The sequence below is a fragment of the Streptomyces sp. NPDC041968 genome (genome assembly GCF_055589025.1).
In genome coordinates, this window is record NZ_JBVJCB010000004.1 from 511611 (window position 1) to 532956 (window position 21346).

Consider the following 21346-nt stretch of genomic DNA (forward strand, 5'->3'; position numbering starts at 1 on the left):
CCACAGCGCCGGGCCCGTGAGGCCCGGCGCCCTGTGGGATCGTGGTGGGGTGACGACGCTGGAAGACCTGGCCAGGCTGCGCCGGGCCCGTGACCTGATGGACCGCGAGTACGCGAAGCCGCTCGACGTGCCGGCCCTGGCGCGCGTGGCCCTCATGTCGGCGGGCCACTTCTCCCGCAGCTTCCGCGCCGCCTACGGCGAGACGCCCTACAGCTACCTGATGACCCGCCGCATCGAGCGGGCCAAGGCGCTGCTGCGGCGCGGCGACCTGAGCGTGACCGAGGTCTGCTTCGAGGTCGGCTGTACCTCGCTCGGGTCGTTCAGCTCCCGGTTCACCGAACTGGTCGGCGAGAGCCCGAGCGCCTACCGGGCCCGCGACCACTCCGACGGCGCCGCCGTCCCCGCCTGCGTAGCCAAGATCTACTCGCGACCGGTCAGGAACGGAGAAGCGAGGCCCGCCGGGCCGCCCGTAGCGTGAAGCGCATGGACATCAACCTCTCGCAGTGCTTCATCGCCGTCGACGACCACGACAAGGCGCTCGCCTTCTACCGGGACGTGCTCGGACTGGAGGTGCGCAACGACGTCGGGTTCGAGGGGATGCGCTGGGTGACCGTCGGCTCGCCGGCTCAGCCCGACGTGGACATCGTCCTCGAACCCCCGCTCGCCGACCCCAACGCCTCGGCCGCCGACAAGGAGGCCGTGGCCGAACTGCTCGCCAAGGGCATGCTGCGCGGCGTCATCTTCACCACCGAAGACGTCGACGCGACCTTCGAACGCATCCGGGCCGCGGGCGCCGAGGTGCTCCAGGAGCCCGTGGACCAGCCCTACGGCGTCCGCGACTGCGCCTTCCGTGACCCGGCCGGCAACATGCTCCGCTTCAGCCGGCCGCGCGAGCGGTGACCGCCCCCGGCGCGGTCACTCCCGCCCCGCGCTCGGCAGGAACTCCTGCACCTTCGCCTTGAACCCCTGCTTGACCATCGACCCCCGGTCCGCGTCGCCCTTGAGGATCGCGGCGGCCGTCGACTCCATCTGCTCCCAGGTGGCGTGCGGCGGCACCGGGGGCACGGCCGGATCGGTGAGGAACTCCAGCACCGCCGGCCCGTCCGCCGCCAGCCCCGCCCGCCAGGCCGCCTCCACGTCCTCCGGCTTCTCCACGCGGATGCCGGTCAGCCCCAGCGAGCGGGCGAAGTCGGCGTAGCGCACGTCCGGGAGCGCCTGCGAGGGCAGGAAGGACGGCGCGCCCCCCATGGCCCGCATCTCCCAGGTGACCTGGTTGAGGTCCCGGTTGTTCCAGACGGCCACGACCAGCCGCGGGTCCGACCACAGGTCGCGGTACTTGGCCGCCGTGATCAGCTCCGCCAGCCCGTTCATCTGCATCGCCCCGTCCCCGACCAGGGCGATCACCGGCCGGTCCGGGTGGGCGAACTTCGCGCCGATCGCGTACGGCACCCCGCAGCCCATGGTGGCCAGCGTGCCGGAGAGCGAACCGCGCATGCCGGGCCGCATCGTCAGGTGCCGGGCGTACCAGTTCGCCGTGGAGCCCGAGTCGCAGGTGACGATCGCGTCGTCGGGCAGCAGCGGGTCGAGGGCGGCGGCCACGTACTCCGGGTTGACCGGGTCCGCCTCCAGACCCGCCCGGCGCTGCATGACGTCGCGCCACCGCGTCACGTTGTCGCACACCGTGTCGTACCACTCGCGGCCCCGACCGCCCTCGATCAGCGGGATCAGCCGCTCCAGCGTGGCCTTCGCGTCGCCGACCAGGTTCACCTCGTTCGGGTAGCGCATCCCGATCATGTGCGGGTCGATGTCGATCTGCACGCCCCGCGCCTCGCCGTACTCCGGCAGGAACTGCGAGTACGGGAAGGAGGACCCGATGGTCAGCAGGGTGTCGCAGTCCCGCATCAGCTCGTACGAGGGGCGCGTGCCGAGCAGGCCGATCGACCCGGTGACGTAGGGCAGTTCGTCGCTGAGGACGTCCTTGCCGAGCAGCGCCTTGGCCACTCCGGCGCCCAGCATCTCGGCGAGCCGCTCCACCTGCTCCCGCGCCCCGGCCGCGCCCTGGCCGACGAGGATCGCCACCTTGTCACCGGCGTTGAGCACCTCCGCCGCCCGCCGCACCGACTCGTCGTCGGGGACCGCCGTCCAGGAGCCGCGGTCCAGGCTGGAGGGCACCATCTTGAACTCGTGCGTGGGCGGCGAGTAGTCCAGCTCCTGCACGTCGCCGGGGATGATGACGGCCGTCGGACAGCGGCGCGCGTACGCCGTGCGGATCGCCCGGTCCAGCACGTTCGGCAACTGCTCCGGGACCGTCACCGTCTCCACGAACTCCGAGGCGACGTCCTTGAACAGCGTGTGCAGGTCCACCTCCTGCTGGTAGGAGCCGCCCATCGCGGTCCGGTGGGTCTGACCGACGATCGCCAGCACCGGGACGTGGTCGAGCTTGGCGTCGTACAGCCCGTTGAGCAGGTGGATCGCACCCGGCCCCGAGGTCGCGGCGCACACCCCCAGCCGGCCGCTGAACTTGGCGTAGCCGACCGCCTGGAAGGCGGACATCTCCTCGTGCCGGGACTGCACGAACCGCGGCTGGTTCTCGGCGCGGCCCCAGGCGGCCAGCAGCCCGTTGATCCCGTCGCCCGGGTAGCCGAAGACCTGCTCGACACCCCACTCGCGCAGGCGATGCAGGACGTGGTCGGACACCTTGGTGCTCATGTAGCGGACCTCCCGGACCGGTGGGGGACGGACGACGGCACCCGTCCGGGTGTCCCCGGAGGACGCCGGAAAACACCGGGTGGTTTGGCAGGTGGCCCGGGGGCAGGCGCAGGGGCAGTGCTTCGGACAGGAGGCACGTCCGTGGGAGCGGCGCCCCGTCGCCCCGGACGGCCGTCCGGATGCAGGACGCCCTCCCGCGGTGACCGCCCGACCCCAGGGTCACGCCGTCGGACCGGTGCCGTCCGACCCGGGCGCGGAGGGTTCCACGAGCCCCCGGTCCCGCACACCGGCGCCTTCGACCGGGCACCCGCCCGGCGCGACGACCGGACCCCGCGCTCCGAGGGAGTTGCGACGCACATGCCGATCCACGCCAGCGTGAAGCACCCGCACGACGACGCCCCCGACACCGCCGACGCCTTCCGCCGGCTCGCCGCCCTTCCCGACGGCCCGGAACGCGACACGGTCCGCGAGCGGATAGTCCAGGCCTGGCTGCCCATGGTCGAACGGCTCGCCGGGCGCTTCCGCAGCCGCGGCGAGAGCTACGAGGACCTGCGCCAGGTAGCATCCCTCGGCCTGGTCAAGGCCGTCGACCGGTACGACCCCGAGCGCGGCAACGCCTTCGAGAGCTACGCCGTGCCGACGATCACCGGTGAGATCAAGCGCCACTTCCGCGACCACATGTGGACCCTGCACGTGCCGCGCCGGGTCCAGGACCTGCGCAACCGCGTGCGCTTCGCCGACCAGGACCTCTCCCGGACCGTCTCGGGCCGCCGGCCCACCGTCACCGAGATCGCCGAGCACGCCGACCTGAGCGAGGAGGACGTCCGGGTGGGGCTGGAGGCGCTGGAGAGCTTCACCGCCCTGTCACTGGACGCGGAGCTGCCCGGCAGCGAGGACGGCTACTCGCTCGGCGACGCGCTCGGCGGCCCCGACCCGGCCCTCGACACGGTCGTCGACCGCGAGGCCGTCAAGGAACGCCTGGCCGCCCTGCCCGAGCGGGAACGCGCCATCCTCTCCATGCGCTTCTTCGACGACATGACCCAGAGCCGCATCGCCGAGGAACTCGGCATCTCCCAGATGCACGTCTCCCGGCTGATCAGCCGCTGCTGCAACCGGGTACGGGAGCAGGTCCTGCGCGACCAGACGGCCTGAGTCGACGGGAGCGGGGTGGCCGAACGGGCCGGTGGGCCGAGGTCCGCAGCCGGGCCGCGGGGACCGGGCGCGGAAACCTGAGCGGCGGCCGGGAGCGCGAAACACGGCGTTCACCCGCTCGGGCCCCTCGTTCCCGCGAACGGCGCACGGCGGCGCGCGCGGTGGCGCCGGGCGGGCTGTGATGGCCGCAGGGGCGCGAGCGCCGTGTCCCCGCAGCCGTCGCTCGAAGGAGCCCGCCCCCATGCGCCGCACCGCCCGCGCCCTGTCCGCCGCCGTCCTGGCCGGTGCCGCCCTCGGCGTCTTCACCGGGCCCGTTTCGGCCGAACCCGGTGCGCCCCTTCCGCCCGCCGAACCCGGTGCTCCCTCCCCGCCCGCCGCACCCGGCGTGCCCGCGCCCCCCGACGCGCCCTCCGCACCCGGCGACCCCGCCGCGCCGTCCGCGCCTGACGCGTCCGGCGCTCGCTCCCTGCCCTCGGCGGCCTCCGGCGGACCGGTCGCCGAGGTCAGTCCGGCCCAAGCCGTCCCGGGTGGCACCGTCACCGTCTCCGTCTCCTGCGCTCCCACCGGCGCGCCCGCGCCCGCGACCCTGGACGCCACCTCACCGGCCTTCGACGAGGGCACCGTCGCCCTGCGCAAGGTCGCGGGCACCGCGGGGACGACGTCAGGGGCCGCCTACCGCGGCACCGCGCGCATAACCGCCGTGAAGGACACCGAGGTCACCGAGGACACCGAGGACACCGAGGTCACCGAGGGAGTCCCGGACGCCCCCGACGCCCCGCTCATTCCGGACGCCCCCGAGGACACCGCGGACACCGCGGACACCGAGGACGCGTGGTCCGTCGACGGAGCCTGCCCGGAGGGGTCCGGCGGCGAGGGCGGCGAGCCCTGGAGCGCGACGATGACCGTGCCGGAGCCGGGGGAGGAGGGCGCCGCCGTCGTACCGCCGTGCCCCGAGCCCGCCCCGCGCGGCGACGTCCCGGCCCACGGCCAGGCTCCCGCGCACGGCGCCTCCTGCGCCCCCGAGCCGCCCTGTCCGAAGCCCGCCGTGCCGCACGGCGGGGCCTCCGCGCAGCAGGAGCCCTGCGTCGGTCCGTCGGCCGAGCACGGTGTACGGGCCGGCACGGGCGGCACCTTCACCGACTCGGTGCCCGCCCTGGCCGCCGGCGGCGTCCTGATCGCGGGCGCGGGCGCCGCGGCCGCGCACCGGCTGCGACTCCGGCTGCGCGGGGACCTGGAACGGCACTGACCCCGGGCCGCACCGACCCGCCTCGCCCCGGTCCGCCGGGGATCGACGCCACCGGAACCACGGTCATGGCACCGCCTCCCGATGGGTACGTTCAGCAACGACCGACGAAGACCGATCAAGACCTGGGAAGAAGGGCACCCGGCCGGGCGGCGACAGGACACGGCACGACGGACTGCGCGGAGGCACGCATGCGGCGCACGGACCCCCGGGGGCGGGACGGCGGAGAGGGCCGCACCCCCGCACGGCAGGACCCCCGGAGCCACGCCCCCGCGCGCCGCGTACCGGAAGGACACGGTCCCGTCCGCTACGGTCCGCACCTCCCCGGTGACGGCCTGCCGGTGCTGCCCGAGCTGTCCGCCGTGCTCGCCACCGCGGCCGGCCGGGGCGGCGAGGAACCGGCCGGCGGGGCCCCCGCCCTCCTGTCCGCCGCGAGCGGCTACTGGGACCGCCGCGGCCTGCCCACCGACCCCGGCCACGTGGCCGCCGCCCCGGGGGCCAACGCCCTGCTGCTCGCGCTGACCGCCGTGCTCGGCGGTGACGTCCTGGTGCCGCGCCCCTGCGCGGCCTGGTGGGCACCGTACGCACGGCTCCTGGGCCGACCCGTCTTCCACGTCCCGACCCCGGCCGAGTCAGGCGGCGTCCCCGATCCGTACGCCCTGCTGGAGACCGTACGGCGGGTCCGCGCCGAAGGCGGTGACCCGCGTCTGCTCGTGCTGTCCGTCGCCGACGACCCCACCGGCACCGTCGCGCCGCCCGAATTGCTGCACGAGACCGTCGAGGCCGCCGCCGCCGAGGGGCTGCACCTGGTCAGCGACGAGACCTGGCGCGACACCCTGCACGACCCGCACGCCACCGTGCTGCTCAGCCCCGCCGAGATGCTGCCCGAACGGGTCACCGTCGTCACCGACCTGGCCGGCGCGCTGCTGCCGCCGGGCTGGCCGGCCGCGGTCGCCCGTTTCCCCGAGTCCGCCGCCGGAGACGGCCTGCACGCCCGCGTGCTGGACGTGCTCACCGCGCTCGGCGCCCGCGTCGCCGCGCCCGTCGCCGCCGCCGCCGGGTACGCCCTCGCCGAACCCGAGCCGGTCACCGCCCGCCGGTCGGCCGCCGTGCGCCTGCACGCGCGCCTGGCCGCCACCGTGCACACCGCGGTCGTCACCGCGGGCGCCACCGCACGGCCCCCGCAGGCCGGCCGCCACCTGTACGCCGACCTCGGCTCGTTGCGCGACGCCCTCGCCGCCCGGGGTGTCGGCGACGCCCAGGAACTGGAGGACTTCCTCACCGCCCGCCTCGGCATGCCCGCGCCGGGCGGCCACCGCTTCGGCGACGACCTCCAGGCCCTGCGCGTCCGGCTCTCCACCGGTCCTCTGGCCGACGGTGGTACTGATGAGCAGCGCACAGAACGCCCCACCGTCCCCGACCCGTTGGAACTGCCACACGTGCAACGCGCCCTGATCGGTCTGAAGTCGGTCTTCGACGATCTCCGCGACGCTCAGCGATGGGAGCCTCCTCGATGACGCAGCAGCCCCGGTCGACCACGAGCACCTCCACGTCCGTCAAGGACTCCGGCGCGCCGCCGGCCACGCCCGCCTCGCCGCCCTCGGACCCCCCGCTCGCGGAACCGCGGCCGCTGGCCGAGCACCGGGTGTGGCCGCGGACCTTCCACGATCGGCTGACCACGCCGCTGCCCGGTCTGAAGGCCTTCGCGAGATTCGCCCGCGAGGGCGCGGTGAGACCCGGCCCCGAAGGGCTCGCCGACATCCCCCGGCTGCCGTACGCACCCGGCCGGCCGCCCCGCGTCGACGCCGGTACCGTCGCCGTCACCTGGGCGGGGCACGCGAGCTGGGTGGTGAACATCGGCGGTCTCACCGTGCTCACCGACCCGGTCTGGTCCCGCCGCATCCTCGGCACCCCGGCCCGGGTCACTCCGGTGGGCGTTCCCTGGAGCGCCCTGCCCCGCGTGGACGCCGTCGTCATCAGCCACAACCACTACGACCACCTGGACGCCCCGACGCTGCGCCGGCTGCCCCGGGACACACCGGTCTTCGTGCCGGCCGGGCTCGGCCGCTGGTTCCACCGCCGCCGCTTCACCCGCGTCACCGAGCTGGACTGGTGGGAGGCGGCCGAACTGGACGGCGTGCGCTTCGACTTCGTACCGGCCCACCACTGGTCCAAGCGCAGCCTCATCGACACCTGCCGCACGCTGTGGGGCGGCTGGGTCCTCACCGGCCCCGACGGCCGGCGCGTGTACTTCGCCGGCGACACCGGGTACGGCCACTGGTTCGCCCGCATCGGCCGCCGCTACCCCGGGATCGACCTCGCGCTGCTCCCCATCGGCGCCTACGACCCCCGCTGGTGGCTCAGCGACGTGCACTGCGACCCGGAGGAGGCGGTGCGGGCCGCCCAGGACGTCGGCGCCCGGCGGATGGCCCCCATGCACTGGGGCACCTTCGTCCTGTCCGCCGAGCCGGTGCTGGAGCCGCTGACCCGGGTCCGTGCCGCCTGGCAGCGCGCGGGCCTGCCCCGGGAGCACCTCTGGGACCTGCCGGTCGGCGGCTCCCGCGTGCTGGGGTGACCGCGAGCGGGGGAGCGCGCGCACCGGGCTGTGCCTACGCCTTCGCCGGCCCCCGCAGCCGCCGCCACAGGCTCGGCGCCACGCTGAGCAGCACGGTCAGCGCGATCGCGGCGGCCACCCCCTCCCACGGCTGGTCGAACAGCGCGCCGCTCAGAATCCCGATCAGCTGGTACGTCACCGCCCAGGCCAGACAGGCGGGCAGGTTGCCGTGGGCGAACCGGCGCAGCGGCCACTCGGCCAGCAGACAGGCCAGCATCACCGGTATCCGTCCCGCCGGGACCAGCCGGGACAGCACCAGCACCGCCACGTCGTGGTCGGCGAGCTTCTCCTGCGCCTGCTCCAGCCGGTCCTCGGGCGCCCGGGAGCGGATGGCCTCCAGCCAGCGCGAGCCGTTCTTCGAACCGACCCCGCGCCGGCCCAGCCAGTACAGCGCCATGTCCCCGCAGAACGCGGCCAGCGAGGCCGTCACGAACACCATCAGCATCGAGTACGGCAGTGTCTGGTGGGTCGCCACCACGGCCGCCGAACTCACCAGCGCGCCCGTGGGCACCACCGGTACCAGCGCCCCGATCAGCACCAGCAGGAACAGCGACGGATAGCCGAACGCCTGCTGCGTCGGCTCGGTCGGTATGCTCACCGCCGCGTCCAGCCAGCTCACCGCGTGTCCTCCACCCGCACGCTCTCGCCATGCCCCAGCCGGTGCACGGCCACGCCCGGCGCACGCAGCGCCGACAGGCGCACGAACTCGTCGCCCGGCGTGTGGAACTCGTGGGGGCGCACCGCGTTCATCCCGATCGGCCAGTACGTGCCGTAGTGCACCGGCACCGCCGTGCGCGGCGCGAGCCGGGCCAGTGCCTCGGCCGCCCGTCCCGGGTCCAGGTGCTCCGGACCGAGGTTCGGCCCCCAGCCCCCCACCGGCAGCAGGGCCGCGTCGACCGGCCCGACCTCCTTCTCCATGGCGTCGAACAGACCGGTGTCCCCGGCGAAGTACGTCCGGGCCTCGCCCTCGACGACGTAGCCGAGAGCGGGGGAGCGCTGCCGTCCGATCGGCAGCCGCCGCCCGTCGTGCCGGGCCGGCACCACCCGGATCCGCAGGTCGCCGACCGGGACCTCGTCGCCGGGCGCCACCTCCGTCGGTTCCAGGTGCGCGAGCCGGCGCAGCGCCGGCACCGACCGGCGTGCGCCCCGGGGTACGAGCAGGCGCGTGCCCGGGGCGAGCCGCGCCAGCGAGGGCACGTGCAGGTGGTCGGCGTGCAGATGGGACACCAGCGCCACGTCCGCGCGCCAGGCCTCCGGCGGCGGCACCGCGCCCCGACGGCGGCGCAGGTGCGCGAGCCGACGGGCGAACAGGGGGTCGGTGAGTACACGTACGTCCGAGTCCTCGACCGTGCAGGTGGCATGACCCCACCACGTGAGCTCCACCGGCACCTCATTGCCTCCTTCGCGCGACTCCCCGAAGACTACGTCCAGGAGTAGGGTCGGCGGCGAAAACGGGAGGTGAGGGGGACGCCATGGGTCTGGTGCGGGTGACGGCGATCGCGAGTCTGACGCCGCTGGAGCAGTTGGACGACGACCCCTTCCTGGTCGATTCCCGCAGCCAGCACGCCATGTGCGCCCGCTGGGCCGCGGAGCACGGCTACGTCGTCGCCAGGGAGCTGCTGGTGCGCGGCCTGCGGCCGGACCACGACGCGCTGTGGGACGGCGTCCGTCCCGGGCGCGACCTGTTCGTGGCGCCCAGCCGGCGGGTGCTGGAGAGCGCCCTGTCGTCCGTGGAGGAGTTCACCGCGGAGTGCGCGCGGCGCGGGGCCCGCGTCGAGACGGCCGGCCACGCCGAACCGTTCTACGACGCCCGGATGAAGGCGTGCGTCCACCGGAGGCTGTCCATGCCGACGGCCGGGTACGACGGCCGCTGACCCCGCCGGGGGGTGTGAACCGGACCCGGGGGGACAAACGGGCGCTCCGGACCGTTGTGACAGGGTGGGGCAGGCCCGCGCCGAGAACGGGCCCGGACGTGAGGTGTACGGAGCGTGGGTGCAGGGCGTTGGCGCCGGGTCGCCAGTCAGATCGGGCGGAGCGTCGCGGTGTGGGCCGTGTCCACCGTCACCATGCTCGCGCTCGCCGGCATCCTGCCCGACTTCCGGCTCCAGTCGCCCGACGGTGACAGCGCCACCGACATCGCCGTCACCGCCGCGGTCGGGGCCGGCGCCTTCGGCCTGCTGTCCGCCCTGGTGTGGCCGCTGATGGTCCGGATGCTGCTCCTGGTGCCGGCGCTCGTCCTCGGGCTGCTGGTCTTCTTCCTCAACGGCGGGCTGCTGCTCCTGGCGATCGACGTGAACCCGGCGGGGCGCGGCGGCGTCGCCCCCGAGACGGCGGTCGTGGTGGCCGCCGTCATGTCCGCGGTCGCCTCCGCCACCGGCGGGGCCCTCGCCGTGCGCGACGACGACGCCTACCGGCGCCGGCTGTACCGCCTCGCCGACCGCCGCCGCAGATCCGGCCCGCCCTGCCCGTCCGGCCCCGGCACCGTCTTCCTGCAACTGGACGGCGTCGGCCACGACGTCCTGCTGGACGCCGTGGACAGCGGCGCCATGCCCACCGTCGCCCGCTGGCTGGGCCGTGACGGCAGGTCCGCGACCCACCGGCTGGCCGTGTGGCACACCGACTGGTCCAGCCAGACCGGCGCCAGCCAGCTCGGCATCCTGCACGGCAGCAACCACGACGTCCCGGCCTTCCGCTGGTACGAGAAGGACAGCGGCGAGGTCGTGGTCTGCAACCGCCCGACCAGCGCCGCCGAACTGCAGCGCCGGGCCATCGAGCGCACCGGCGACGGCGGGCTGCTCACCTTCGACGGCGCCAGCCGCGGCAACCTGTTCGGCGGCGGCGCCGACGAACAGGCGCTCGTGCTGTCGATCGCGACCCGGCGCCGCAGCCCGGAGACGCGCTCCCGGTCCGGCTACTTCGCCTACTTCGCCGACCCGGCCAACGCCGTGCGCACCGCGCTGTCCTTCGTCGCCGAGGTGGGCCGGGAGATCGGCCAGTCCGTCCGGGCCCGCCTGCACGAGGTCCGCCCCCGGGTCTCGCGCGGCGGCCTCTACCCCTTCGTCCGCGCCTTCGCGACCGTCGTCGAACGGGACGTCGTGGTCGCCGCGGTGATCGGGGACATGCTCGCCGGACGCACCGCCGTCTACGCCGACCTGGTGGCCTACGACGAGGTGGCGCACCACTCCGGGCCGCGCGGCCGGGACGCCGCGAAGGTCCTCCAGCGCCTCGACCGGTCCCTCGCCCTGATCGAGACGGTCACCGAGCACGCCCCTCGCAAATACCGCGTCGTCCTCCTGTCCGACCACGGCCAGAGCCCCGGCGAGACCTTCCGCACCCGCTACGGCCTCACCCTCGGCGACCTGGTGCGGGCCGGTTGCGGACTGCCCGTGCCGCGCCGGGCCCAGCGCACCCGCAGCGGCGCCGAGGCGCGCAACACGGTACGGGCCGCCCTGCACCGGCCCGTCGAAGAGGGTGCCGAGCAGCGGCGACCCGCCGACACCCCCACCGGCCGCCGCTCGGAACCGATCGTGCTGGCCTCGGGGAACCTGGGGCTGGTCTCCTTCCCGGACGTGCCGCACCGGATGACCCGGGAGGAGATCGACGCCCGCCACCCGGCGCTGCTGCCGACCCTCGCCAACCACCCCGGCATCGGCTTCCTGCTGGTCCGCAGCGAGCGGCACGGAGGGGTGGTGCTCGGCGCCCGCGGCGCGGAGATCCCCCTGGACCGGCTCGACGAGGACCCCGGCCCGCTCGCCGTGTTCGGGCCCGGCGCGGCCGACGCCGTCCGCCGCACGCACTCCTTCCCGCACACGGCCGACATCATGGTCAACTCCTTCCACGACCCGGCCGACGGCGAGGTCCTCGCCTTCGAGGAGCAGATCGGCTCCCACGGCGGACTCGGCGGCGCCCAGTCGCGGGCCTTCCTGCTGTCGCCGACCGTGTTGTCCGCGCCGGTCGCCGAAGGCGCGGAGATCGTCGGCGCCGAACAGGTCCACCGGATCCTGCGCCGCTGGCTGCGGGAGTCGAACGGCCCGCAGGTGCCCGTGGACGATTCACCGTCGAGAGCCGTCGACAGCGCACCTTTTCCCGTCGTGGGCGGGGTCGTGCAGGACAAAAGCGCCTGATTTGGAGGCGCGGCGGACGGTGCCCGACCATGGGCGCCGTCCCGGCGATCCCGGGCACCAGTTCCAAGGAAGGCGCCCCACCCCATGCACGTCACCGGGACCGTCCCCCCACCGGCTCCGGACCCGCGGGTCACCCCCGCGGCCTCCGACCCCGCTCCCGGCAACGGCAGGCACGCCCGCCGCTTCGGGCTCCCCGTCGCCACCGCCCTGGTCATGGGCAACATCATCGGCGGCGGCATCTTCCTGCTCCCGGCCTCCGTCGCGCCCTTCGGCACCATCAGCCTGCTCGCCTTCGGCGTCCTGACCGTCGGCGCCATCGCGCTCGCCCTGGTCTTCGGCCGCCTCGCCGCCCGCGACCCGCGCACCGGCGGTCCCTACGTCTACGCCCGCGAGGCATTCGGCGACTTCGCCGGCTTCCTCGCGGCCTGGGCGTACTGGATCACCACCTGGGTGTCCAACGCGGCGCTGGCCGTCGCCGCCGTGGGCTACCTCGACGTGCTCGTCCCGGTGAACGACCACCGCTGGACCGCCTGTCTGGCCGCGCTCGTCGTCCAGTGGCTGCCGGCGCTGGCCAACTTCGCCGGCACCCGCTACGTGGGTGCCGTCCAGCTGGTGGCCACCGTGCTGAAGTTCGCGCCGCTGCTGCTGGTCGCGGTCGGCGGACTGTTCTTCTTCGACGCGGACAACCTCGGCCCGTTCAACGCGAGCGGCGGCAGCGGCATCGGAGCGGTCTCCGCCGCCGCCGCGATCCTGCTCTTCTCCTACCTCGGGGTGGAGTCCGCCGCCGTCAGCGCGGGCGAGGTCAAGAACCCCCGCCGCACGGTGGGCCGGGCCACCGTCATCGGCACCGCGGGCGCCGCCCTCGTCTACCTGCTGGGCACCCTCGCGGTCTTCGGCACGGTCTCCCACGACCGCCTGGTGACCTCCACCGCCCCCTTCTCGGACGCCGTGAACGCCATGTTCGGCGGTGCCTGGGGCGGCTGGGCCGTGGCGCTCGCCGCCCTGGTGTCGATGACCGGCTGCCTCAACGGCTGGACGCTGCTCAGCGCCCAGACCCCGTACGCCGCCGCGAAGGACGGGCTCTTCCCCGCCGCGTTCGCCCGCAGGCGGCGCGGAGTGCCGACGGTCGGCGTCGGCGTCACCGTCGTCCTCGCCTCGCTGCTCACCGTGTACAACTACACGTCCGGTTCGGCCAAGGTCTTCGAGATCCTCGTCCTGGTCACCACCTTCACGGCGACCGTGCCCTACCTGCTGGCCACCGCCGCCCAGCTCTTCCACCTGCTCTCCGGACAGGGCGAGAAGGTCGACCGGGCCCGCCTCGTCCGGGACGGCGTGATCGCGTCCGTCGCGGCGGCCTTCTCGCTGTGGCTGGTCGCGGGCGCCGGCTACGCGGCGGTCTACCAGGGGGTGCTCTTCCTCTTCGCCGGCGTGCTGGTCTACGCGGTGATGGCGGCCCGCAGGCGGCGCACGGAGGCAGCGCGGACACCCGGGTGTTCCTCGTGAGCCGAGCCGGAGTGTGATCGGATGGGGGTGGGGGCCCGGGCACGGGCTCCCACCGCCCCCGTACAGCAAGAGAATTCGAGAGGACTCCGCCGTGGCAACCACGCGCTCCGCACACACCGTCTGGGAAGGCAACCTGCTCGAGGGCAACGGTGTCGTCACCTTCGACTCGTCCGGCATCGGCGAGCAGCAGGTGTCGTGGCCCTCGCGCGCCGAGCAGGCCAACGGGAAGACCAGCCCGGAAGAGCTGATCGCCGCCGCCCACTCCAGCTGCTTCTCCATGGCGCTCTCGCACGGCCTGGCCGGTGCCGGCACCCCGCCCACCAAGCTCACCACCTCCGCCGACGTCACCTTCCAGCCCGGCGAGGGCATCACGGGCATCCACCTCACCGTGGAGGGCACCGTCCCGGGCCTCGACAACGACGCGTTCGTCGCCGCCGCCGAGGACGCCAAGAAGAACTGCCCGGTCAGCCAGGCCCTGACCGGCACCACCATCACCCTCACGGCGAAGCTGGCCTAGCGGTCAGGAGCCCGCGCGCTCCCAGCCCCGCCGGTCCGGGCGCGGCCCCAGCTGCCTGGGGTCGCGCGACCGGTACACCACGTACGGGCGGGTCAGGTACTGCACGGGCGCGCTGAACATGTGCACCAGGCGGGTGTAGGGCACCAGGGCGATCAGCACCATCCCGATCACCGCGTGCACGTGGTAGAGCACCGGCACGCCCTCCATCAGCTCCACCTTCGGGTTCAGGACGAACAGGCTGCGGGACCAGGGGGCGATGGTGCCGCGGTAGTCGTAGCCGTCGCCCGAGGTGTCCGAGAGCTTGGCGATCATGCCGAGGACGATGGCGCCGACCAGGAAGACGTACATGAACTTGTCGTTGGCCGTGGTGGCGCGGAAGACGGGTGCCTTGGTGCGGCGCCGGTAGACCAGCATGCCGATCCCGGCCACCGTCAGCACCCCGGCCAGGGTGCCGCCGTACAGCGAGAACAGGTGGTAGGCGTGCTCGCTGACGCCGACCGCCTCCGTCCACGACGCCGGGACGAACAGCCCGATCAGATGGCCGACCAGCACGAACAGGATGCCGTAGTGGAACACCGGCGAGGCGATGTTGAGGAGCTTCGACTCGTAGACCTGGGAGGAGCGGGTCGTCCAGCCGAACCGGTCGTAGCGGTGCCGCCAGACCAGGCCCGCGATCAGCAGGGCGAAGGCGGCGTAGGGCAGCACGCCCCACAGGAAGACGTTCATCGGCGTGCTCCGGTCGAGGCGGGCGGCAGGGTGGCGCACACGGCGTCCAGGACGCACGCGTAGGGCGTACCGAACGCGGTGAGCCGGGAGCGGAGCTGGTCCAGGGCGTCGCGGTGCTCGGTGAGCATGCCGATGTCCCCGGTGCGGGAGACGAACTCCAGCACCGCCGGGAGGAAGTCCGGGAGTTCCTCGCCGGTGAACTCCAGTCCGTGGGCGCGGTACAGCTCCTTGAAGCGGACCAGGGACATGCCGCGGTTGCGGGTGTCGCCGTCCGTCCACCAGCTCAGGTAGAGACTGTGCCGGTTCTTGAAGTCGAAGACCTCCACGTAGTGCGCCTGGAGTTCGCCCTGCGGGGTCACGGCCGCGTGGTCGGTGAAGGGGCGCAGCGGGGGCGCCGCCTCACGCAGCAGCGGCAGCCGGGCGCGGAAGTCGTCGTCGGGATAGGTCAGGCAGAGCGCCGCCGCCTGGTACAGCACCTCGAACCCGGGCATCGGATCACACCTCCCTCTCGTCGTCCGCGGTCTGCCGCCGGCGCAGGACGTGGAAGTTCTCCACCGGCACCAGCGGCAGCCGCCTGCGCCCCGAGTCCTGGCCGAACGGGCCGTCGCCGCCCATGCCGGGGCCGCCGTCGGTGTCCAGACTGCACGTGTCCGGCAGGGCGGACGCCTCCAGCCGGTGCGCGTCCCCCACGGCGGCCGTCGGGATCACGTACCGCTCCTCGTACTTGGCGATGGCCAGCAGCCGGTACATGTCCTGGATCTCCTGGGCGCTCATGCCGACGCCGCCGGCGACGGCCGGGTCCGGGGTCTCGCCGAGGTTGATCGCCCGCATGTGGGCGCGCATCGCCGCCAGCTTCTCCAGCGACGCCCGCACCGGGCCGGTGTCGCCCGCCGTGAACACCTCGGCCAGGTACTCCAGCGGGATGCGCAGGGTGTCGATCGCGCCGAAGAGGTTGTCCGCGTCCTCGCCGTCGTGCCCGGTCTCGGTCAGCGCGTCCACCACCGGTGACAGCGGCGGGATGTACCAGACCATCGGCATGGTGCGGTACTCCGGGTGCAGCGGCAGCGCCACCCGGTACCTGCTCACCAGCGCGTGCACGGGGGAGCGCCGGGCCGCCTCGATCCAGTCGAAGGGGATGCCCGCCCCCTCCGCCGCCCGCCGCACCGCCGGGTCCTCCGGGTCAAGGAAGACGCCCAACTGGGCCTCGTACAACTGCCTCTCGTCCGGCGTCTCGGCGGCCTCGGTCACCTTGTCCGCGTCGTAGAGCACGACCCCCAGGTACCTGAGCCGTCCCACGCAGGTCTCCGAGCAGACCGTCGGCTGGCCCACCTCGATGCGCGGGTAGCAGAAGGTGCACTTCTCGGCCTTGCCGGTGCGGTGGTTGAAGTACACCTTCTTGTACGGGCATCCGGTCACGCACATCCGCCAGCCCCGGCAGCGGTCCTGGTCGACCAGCACGATGCCGTCCTCGGAGCGCTTGTACATCGCCCCGGACGGGCAGGACGCCACGCACGACGGGTTGAGGCAGTGCTCGCAGATGCGCGGCAGGTAGAACATGAAGGTCTCTTCGTAGGCGAACCGCACCTTCTCCGAGGCCTGCTGCCGGGTGCGCTCCACCATCGGGTCCAGGTCGCCGTAGGCGGGTGCGCCGCCCAGGTTGTCGTCCCAGTTCGAGGACCAGTCGATCTTCATCGGCTTGCCGTCGAGCTGGGAGACGGGCCGCGCGACCGGGTAGTCGGAGCCGAGCGGGGCGTCGGTGAGGTTCTTGTAGTCGTACGTCCAGGGTTCGTAGTAGTCCTTGATCTCCGGGAGCTTCGGGTTGGAGAAGATCCCGGAGAGCTTCTTCAGCCGCCCGCCCGCCTTCAGCCTCAGCGCGCCCCGCCGGTTCAGCTCCCAACCGCCCCGCCACTTCTCCTGGTCCTCGTAGCGGCGGGGGTAGCCCTGTCCGGGGCGGGTCTCGACGTTGTTGAACCAGACGTACTCCATGCCCCGGCGGTTGGTCCACGCCTGCTTGCAGGTGACCGAGCAGGTGTGGCAGCCGATGCACTTGTCGAGGTTCATGACCATGGCGACCTGGGCCATCGGGCGCATCAGTACTCGACCTCCTGACTGCGGCGGCGGATCACGGTCACCTCGTCGCGCTGGTTGCCCGTCGGGCCGAGGTAGTTGAACGCCCAGGACAACTGGGCGTAACCGCCGATGAGATGGGACGGTTTGAGGATCAGCCGGGTGAGCGAGTTGTGGATGCCGCCCCGTTTGCCGGTCGTCTCGGCCAGCGGGACGTTGACCGTGCGTTCCTGGGCGTGGTGCATGTACACCGTGCCGGGCGGCATGCGGTGCGAGACGATCGCCCGGGCCACGACCACGCCGTTGCGGTTGACCGCCTCGATCCAGTCGTCGTCGGCGACCCCGATCGCCTCCGCGTCCCGCGTCGACATCCAGATGGTCTGGCCGCCGCGGGACAGCGCCAGCATGAACAGGTTGTCCTGGTACTCGGAGTGGATGGACCACTTGTTGTGCGGGGTCAGGTAGCGGACCGTCACCTCCCGGTGCCCGTCCGGGCCCAGCTGGGGTTCGCCGAAGAGCCTGCTCATGTCCAGCGGCGGACGGTAGACCGGCAGCGCCTCGCCCAGCTCGTGCATCCAGTCGTGGTCCAGGAAGAAGTGCTGCCGCCCGGTGAGGGTGTGCCAGGGCTTGAGGTGCTCGGTGTTGAGCGTGAACGCCGTGTAGCGGCGCCCGCCGGCCTCGCTGCCCGACCACTCAGGCGACGTGATCACCGGCACGGGCGCCGCCTGTGTGTCCGCGTACGTGATCCGCTTGCCCTCGTGCTCGGCGGCGAGGTGGGCCATCTCCTGCCCGGTCCTCGCCTCCAGCGTGCGGAAGCCCTGGACGGCCAGGCGCCCGTTGGTCGTGCCGGACAGGGCCAGGATGGTGTTGGCGGCCTTCACCGCCGTGTCCAGCGCCGGGCGCCCGTCGGCCGGGCCGCCGCGCACCGCGCCGTTGAGGTCCCGCAGCCGGCCGACCTCCTCGTCCGGCTTCAGGGTGATGCCCTTGGCCGGCAGGCCCTTGCCCTCCACCAGCGGGCCCAGCGCCGCGAACTTCGCGCCGATCGCCGTGTAGTCCCGCTCCACGACGACGAGGTTCGGCAGGGTCTTCCCGGGCTCGGGGTCGCACTCCCCGCGCCGCCAGTCCCGCACGACCCCGCCCGGCTGGGCGATCTCACCCGGGGTGTCGTGCTGGAGCGGGGCCGCCACCAGGTCCTTGCGCACGCCGAGGTGGCCGACGGCCAGCTCGCTCAGCTTCTCGGCGAGCGCCTTGAAGGTGTCGAAGTCGGTCCGCGTCTGCCACGGCGGGTCCACGGCCGGGGAGAAGGCGTGCACGTAGGGGTGCATGTCCGTGCTGGACAGGTCGTGCTTCTCGTACCAGGTGGCGGCGGGCAGCACCACGTCGGACAGGAGGGTGGAGGAGGTGTGCCGGAAGTCCAGCGAGAGCAGCAGGTCGAGCTTCCCCTCGGGCGCCTCCTCGTGCCACGTCACGTCCCGGGGGCGCTCGCCGGGCGCGGCCTCCTCGGCGCGCAGCGAGGAGTGGGTGCCCAGCAGGTGCTTGGTGAAGTACTCGGCGCCCTTCGCCGAGGAACCGAGCAGGTTGGCCCGCCACAGGGTCAGGATGCGGGGCCAGTTCTCCGGCGCGTCCGGGTCCTCGCAGGCGAACTTCAGGGTGCCCGCGCGCAGTTCGGCCACCGCGTTCGCCACCGGGTCGCCGAAGGTCTCGCCCAGCTCCAGCGGGCTGCGGTCGAAGGTCGGGTACGAGGGCATCCAGCCGGTGCGCGCCGACAGCGCGAGGCAGTCCGCGCCCGTCATCCCCGTCAGCCGCCCCTCGCCCAGCGGCGAGGCCAGGACGTCGGCGCCGAAGCGGTCGTAGCGCCACTGGTCGGTGTTGAGGTACCAGTACGCGGTGCCGATCATCTGGCGCGGCGGGCGCGACCAGTCCGAGGCCGCGGCCAGCGTCGCCCAGCCGGTCGCCGGGCGGCACTTCTCCTGGCCCACGTAGTGCGCCCAGCCGCCGCCGTTGCGGCCCTGGCAGCCGGTGAGCTGGAGCAGGGCCAGGAAGGCCCGGTAGATCGTCTCCGAGTGGAACCAGTGGTTGGTCCCGGCCCCCATGAGGATCATGCAGCGCCCCTTCGAGCGCTCGGCGGTCCGCGCGAACTCCCGGGCGATACGCACGCAGGCCGCCGCGGGCACCGAGGTGTGCGTCTCCTGCCAGGCCGGGGTGCCGGGCGCCGCCGCGTCCTCGTACGACGCCGCCCAGTCGCCCGGCACTCCCGGGCGCGCCACACCGTACTGGGCCAGCAGCAGGTCGAAGACGGTCGTCACCAGGGGTCCGGTCGCCCCGCCCAGCCGCGTCGCCGGCACCCCCCGCCTCAGTACGTCCCCGCGGCCCTGCGCGTGCGGGCCGCCCTCGGTGTCGAAGCGGGGGAGCAGCACCTCGACGCCCGACGCCATCTCGTGGCCGTGCAGACTCAGCCGCGGGCGCACCTCACCCAGGTCGAGGTTCCACCTCCCCCGGTCCGCCTCGTTCCAGCGGAAGCCCAGCGAGCCGTTCGGGACCACCGCACGGCCCGAGGCCTCGTCCAGCACCACCGTCTTCCAGCGGGCGTCCTCGCCCTCCTGCCCCAGGTCGGCCGCGCGCAGGAACTTCGCCGGGACGTAGGCCCCGTCCCGCTCGGTCAGCGTCACCAGGAACGGCAGGTCGGTGAAGCGGCGCACGTAGTCGTCGAAGAAGGGCGTGGTGCGGTCGACGAAGAACTCCTTGAGGACCACGTGCCCCATGCCGAGGGCCAGCGCGGCGTCCGTGCCCGGGTGCGGGTGCAGCCACTGGTCGGCGAACTTGGTGTTGTCGGCGTAGTCGGGCGACACGACGACGACCTTCTGGCCCCGGTAGCGGGCCTCCGCCATCCAGTGCGCGTCCGGCGTGCGTGTCACCGGCACGTTCGAGCCCCACATGATCAGGTACGCCGCGTCCCACCAGTCGCCCGACTCCGGCACGTCCGTCTGGTCGCCGAAGACCTGCGGGGACGCGACGGGAAGGTCGGCGTACCAGTCGTAGAACGACAGCATCGGGGCGCCGATGAGGGAGTGGAAACGGGCCCCCGCCGCGTGCGACACCATCGACATCGCCGGGATGGGGGAGAAGCCCGCGATGCGGTCCGGGCCCTGGCTGCGGATGGTGTGGACGTGGGCCGCGGCGACCATCTCGACGGCCTCGTCCCAGTGCGCCCGGACCAGGCCCCCCTTGCCGCGCGCCCGCTGGTAGCGGCGCCGCCGCTCCGGGTCGCCCTGGATGTCGGCCCAGGCCAGCACCGGGTCCGACAGCCGCGCCTTCGCCTCCCGGTACATCTCCAGCAGCACTCCGCGCACGTACGGGTAGCGCACCCGGGTCGGCGAGTACGTGTACCAGGAGAACGCCGCGCCCCGGGGGCAGCCGCGCGGCTCGTACTCCGGACGGTCCGGGCCGACCGAGGGATAGTCCGTCGCCTGGGTCTCCCAGGTGATGATGCCGTCCTTGACGAACACGTTCCAGCGGCACGAGCCGGTGCAGTTCACGCCGTGCGTGGAGGTGACGACCTTGTCGTGGCTCCAGCGGTCGCGGTAGAACGCGTCCGACTCCCGGCCGCCGACCAGTCCGATGCTGTGCAGGTCGGGGGCGGCCGTCCCGGGCCGGAAGAACCGCCCCGCGCGCAGCAGGGCCGCGGCCGGCTCCGTGGGCGGTGTCCGCGTGTCGGTCACGTGCGCTGCTCCCTCGGTCGCCCGGGTCCTGACGTTCCGAACCTAGGGGCGGGTGCGGGAGCGCACCCGTTCGCGGGGCCCGTACGGGTCAGGGCGGGCCGGCCGGGGTACCGGTCAGGGCTTGCGGGCGACCCCCGCGTACACCGGCACGACACCCTCCGCCTGGGCCGCCACGTCCTGAGGGTCGGGCCGCCATCCGGTGACCGGGATGACACCCGGGCCCAGCAGCTCCAACCCGTCGAAGAAGCGCGAGAACTCGGCCAGCGAACGCGGATGGAACGGCGTGCCGCTGCGCGTGAACAGGGCGGCCGCCCGGCCCACCGCCTCGGGGTTCAGATCCGGCGTGACCTGGGACAGGACCAGGTGGCTGCCGGGTGCCAGGGCGTCGACGTACCGCCGCAGCAGGCCGTGGACGTCGTCGCCGTCGGCCGTGTCGCCGAGGTAGTGCGTCAGGGCCACCAGCGACAGCGCGACGGGCCGGCCCAGGTCCAGTGACCGGCCCGCCAGCCCCAGGATCGTGTCCGGGTCCCGGACGTCCGCGTGGACGTAGTCGGTGGAGCCCTCCGCCGACCCGTGCAACAGCGCCTCGGCGTGCCGCAGGACGATCGGGTCGTTGTCGGCGTAGACCACCCGCGCCTCGGGGGCCACGGCCTGCGCCACCTGGTGCAGGTTCGGCTCCGTGGGGATGCCGGTGCCGATGTCCAGGAACTGGCGGATGCCGGCCTCGGCCAGCGTACGGACGGCCCGGTGCATGAACCGGCGGTTGGCGCGGGCCCCGCGGACCGCGGTGTCGTCCGCGGCGAGGATCTTGCGGGCCAGCTCCTCGTCCACCGGGTAGTTGTCCTTGCCGCCCAGCCACCAGTCGTAGACCCGGGCCGGATGCGGGCGGCTGGTGTCGAGGGGGCCGGGGGCGGCGTCGGAACCGGTCATGCGGTGTCGTCTCCTCGGGGGCCCGGGACGGGGAGCGGGTCG

Annotated in this window: 18 protein-coding genes; 10 read left to right on the top strand and 8 right to left on the bottom strand. The window is 73.7% G+C overall.

Annotated elements, in window-relative coordinates:
- Positions 1-49 precede the first annotated feature (49 nt).
- Both ACZ6EG_RS13330 and ACZ6EG_RS13335 read left to right on the top strand, forming a co-directional pair.
- A complete protein-coding gene (locus ACZ6EG_RS13330) occupies positions 50-478 on the top strand; it encodes a helix-turn-helix transcriptional regulator (RefSeq protein ID WP_356612404.1) in 429 nt (142 codons plus the stop codon).
- 5 nt (positions 479-483) lie between these two features.
- Positions 484-900 carry a VOC family protein gene (locus tag ACZ6EG_RS13335; protein WP_391968342.1) on the top strand — a complete coding sequence of 139 codons (417 nt, stop codon included), beginning with the start codon at positions 484-486 and terminating at the stop codon, positions 898-900.
- A 15-nt stretch (positions 901-915) separates the two neighbouring features.
- Here ACZ6EG_RS13335 and ACZ6EG_RS13340 read toward each other — a convergent pair whose 3' ends face one another.
- The gene (locus ACZ6EG_RS13340) at positions 916-2709 is read right to left on the bottom strand and encodes a thiamine pyrophosphate-requiring protein (RefSeq protein ID WP_469604232.1); all 1794 of its coding nucleotides are present in this window, start codon (positions 2707-2709) and stop codon (positions 916-918) included.
- Positions 2710-3066: 357 nt separating this feature from the next.
- Between ACZ6EG_RS13340 and ACZ6EG_RS13345 the strand changes: the two genes are divergently transcribed.
- The 4 genes from ACZ6EG_RS13345 to ACZ6EG_RS13360 all read left to right on the top strand — a co-directional run bounded on the left by ACZ6EG_RS13345 (position 3067) and on the right by ACZ6EG_RS13360 (position 7679).
- Positions 3067-3861 carry an RNA polymerase sigma factor SigF gene (locus tag ACZ6EG_RS13345; RefSeq protein ID WP_469604235.1) on the top strand — a complete coding sequence of 265 codons (795 nt, stop codon included), beginning with the start codon at positions 3067-3069 and terminating at the stop codon, positions 3859-3861.
- A 241-nt stretch (positions 3862-4102) separates the two neighbouring features.
- Positions 4103-5107 (top strand): hypothetical protein, encoded by a 1005-nt coding sequence (locus ACZ6EG_RS13350; protein ID WP_469604237.1) that lies wholly within the window; start codon positions 4103-4105, stop codon positions 5105-5107.
- A gap of 188 nt (positions 5108-5295) precedes the next feature.
- Positions 5296-6621 (top strand): aminotransferase class I/II-fold pyridoxal phosphate-dependent enzyme, encoded by a 1326-nt coding sequence (locus ACZ6EG_RS13355; protein ID WP_391968338.1) that lies wholly within the window; start codon positions 5296-5298, stop codon positions 6619-6621.
- A complete protein-coding gene (locus tag ACZ6EG_RS13360) occupies positions 6618-7679 on the top strand; it encodes an MBL fold metallo-hydrolase (RefSeq protein WP_391968337.1) in 1062 nt (353 codons plus the stop codon). Before ACZ6EG_RS13355 ends, ACZ6EG_RS13360 begins: the two co-directional genes overlap by 4 nt.
- A 34-nt stretch (positions 7680-7713) precedes the next feature.
- Here the strand turns inward: ACZ6EG_RS13360 and ACZ6EG_RS13365 are convergent, their stop codons facing one another.
- Both ACZ6EG_RS13365 and ACZ6EG_RS13370 read right to left on the bottom strand, forming a co-directional pair.
- A complete protein-coding gene (locus ACZ6EG_RS13365; RefSeq protein WP_356612394.1) occupies positions 7714-8337 on the bottom strand; it encodes a DedA family protein in 624 nt (207 codons plus the stop codon).
- Positions 8334-9107, bottom strand: coding sequence for an MBL fold metallo-hydrolase (locus ACZ6EG_RS13370; protein WP_391968336.1), 774 nt, complete (start codon positions 9105-9107; stop codon positions 8334-8336). Before ACZ6EG_RS13370 ends, ACZ6EG_RS13365 begins: the two co-directional genes overlap by 4 nt.
- An 83-nt stretch (positions 9108-9190) precedes the next feature.
- On the opposite strand from ACZ6EG_RS13370, the gene ACZ6EG_RS13375 reads away from it, so the two are divergent.
- From ACZ6EG_RS13375 to ACZ6EG_RS13390, 4 genes are all read left to right on the top strand, one after another.
- Positions 9191-9592, top strand: a complete 402-nt coding sequence (locus ACZ6EG_RS13375; RefSeq protein ID WP_391968335.1) for a hypothetical protein — start codon at positions 9191-9193, stop codon at positions 9590-9592.
- 114 nt (positions 9593-9706) lie between these two features.
- Positions 9707-11842, top strand: a complete 2136-nt coding sequence (locus ACZ6EG_RS13380) for a phage holin family protein (protein WP_469604244.1) — start codon at positions 9707-9709, stop codon at positions 11840-11842.
- An 84-nt stretch (positions 11843-11926) separates the two neighbouring features.
- On the top strand, positions 11927-13345 hold the full coding sequence (locus ACZ6EG_RS13385; RefSeq protein WP_391968333.1) for an amino acid permease: 1419 nt from the start codon (positions 11927-11929) through the stop codon (positions 13343-13345).
- A gap of 91 nt (positions 13346-13436) precedes the next feature.
- Positions 13437-13862, top strand: a complete 426-nt coding sequence (locus ACZ6EG_RS13390; protein ID WP_356612386.1) for an OsmC family protein — start codon at positions 13437-13439, stop codon at positions 13860-13862.
- Between the two features lie 3 nt (positions 13863-13865).
- Here ACZ6EG_RS13390 and narI read toward each other — a convergent pair whose 3' ends face one another.
- The 5 genes from narI to ACZ6EG_RS13415 all read right to left on the bottom strand — a co-directional run bounded on the left by narI (position 13866) and on the right by ACZ6EG_RS13415 (position 21304).
- The gene (gene narI, locus ACZ6EG_RS13395; RefSeq protein WP_391968332.1) at positions 13866-14588 is read right to left on the bottom strand and encodes a respiratory nitrate reductase subunit gamma; all 723 of its coding nucleotides are present in this window, start codon (positions 14586-14588) and stop codon (positions 13866-13868) included.
- A complete protein-coding gene (gene narJ / locus ACZ6EG_RS13400) occupies positions 14585-15079 on the bottom strand; it encodes a nitrate reductase molybdenum cofactor assembly chaperone (RefSeq protein ID WP_391968331.1) in 495 nt (164 codons plus the stop codon). Before narJ ends, narI begins: the two co-directional genes overlap by 4 nt.
- Positions 15080-15083: 4 nt before the next feature.
- Positions 15084-16679 (bottom strand): nitrate reductase subunit beta, encoded by a 1596-nt coding sequence (gene narH / locus ACZ6EG_RS13405; RefSeq protein WP_469604250.1) that lies wholly within the window; start codon positions 16677-16679, stop codon positions 15084-15086.
- On the bottom strand, positions 16679-20374 hold the full coding sequence (locus tag ACZ6EG_RS13410) for a nitrate reductase subunit alpha (protein WP_391968329.1): 3696 nt from the start codon (positions 20372-20374) through the stop codon (positions 16679-16681). Before ACZ6EG_RS13410 ends, narH begins: the two co-directional genes overlap by 1 nt.
- Positions 20375-20488: 114 nt before the next feature.
- Positions 20489-21304, bottom strand: coding sequence for an SAM-dependent methyltransferase (locus ACZ6EG_RS13415; RefSeq protein WP_391968328.1), 816 nt, complete (start codon positions 21302-21304; stop codon positions 20489-20491).
- Positions 21305-21346: the final 42 nt, after the last annotated feature.

Coding starts and splice junctions, on each gene's coding strand:
- ACZ6EG_RS13335 (WP_391968342.1), top strand. CDS start 484: ATGGACATCAACCTCTCGCAGTGCTTCATCGCCGTCGACGACCACGAC.
- ACZ6EG_RS13340 (WP_469604232.1), bottom strand. CDS start 2,709: ATGAGCACCAAGGTGTCCGACCACGTCCTGCATCGCCTGCGCGAGTGG.
- ACZ6EG_RS13345 (WP_469604235.1), top strand. CDS start 3,067: ATGCCGATCCACGCCAGCGTGAAGCACCCGCACGACGACGCCCCCGAC.
- ACZ6EG_RS13350 (WP_469604237.1), top strand. CDS start 4,103: ATGCGCCGCACCGCCCGCGCCCTGTCCGCCGCCGTCCTGGCCGGTGCC.
- ACZ6EG_RS13355 (WP_391968338.1), top strand. CDS start 5,296: ATGCGGCGCACGGACCCCCGGGGGCGGGACGGCGGAGAGGGCCGCACC.
- ACZ6EG_RS13360 (WP_391968337.1), top strand. CDS start 6,618: ATGACGCAGCAGCCCCGGTCGACCACGAGCACCTCCACGTCCGTCAAG.
- ACZ6EG_RS13375 (WP_391968335.1), top strand. CDS start 9,191: ATGGGTCTGGTGCGGGTGACGGCGATCGCGAGTCTGACGCCGCTGGAG.
- ACZ6EG_RS13385 (WP_391968333.1), top strand. CDS start 11,927: ATGCACGTCACCGGGACCGTCCCCCCACCGGCTCCGGACCCGCGGGTC.
- narI (WP_391968332.1), bottom strand. CDS start 14,588: ATGAACGTCTTCCTGTGGGGCGTGCTGCCCTACGCCGCCTTCGCCCTG.
- narJ (WP_391968331.1), bottom strand. CDS start 15,079: ATGCCCGGGTTCGAGGTGCTGTACCAGGCGGCGGCGCTCTGCCTGACC.
- narH (WP_469604250.1), bottom strand. CDS start 16,679: ATGCGCCCGATGGCCCAGGTCGCCATGGTCATGAACCTCGACAAGTGC.
- ACZ6EG_RS13415 (WP_391968328.1), bottom strand. CDS start 21,304: ATGACCGGTTCCGACGCCGCCCCCGGCCCCCTCGACACCAGCCGCCCG.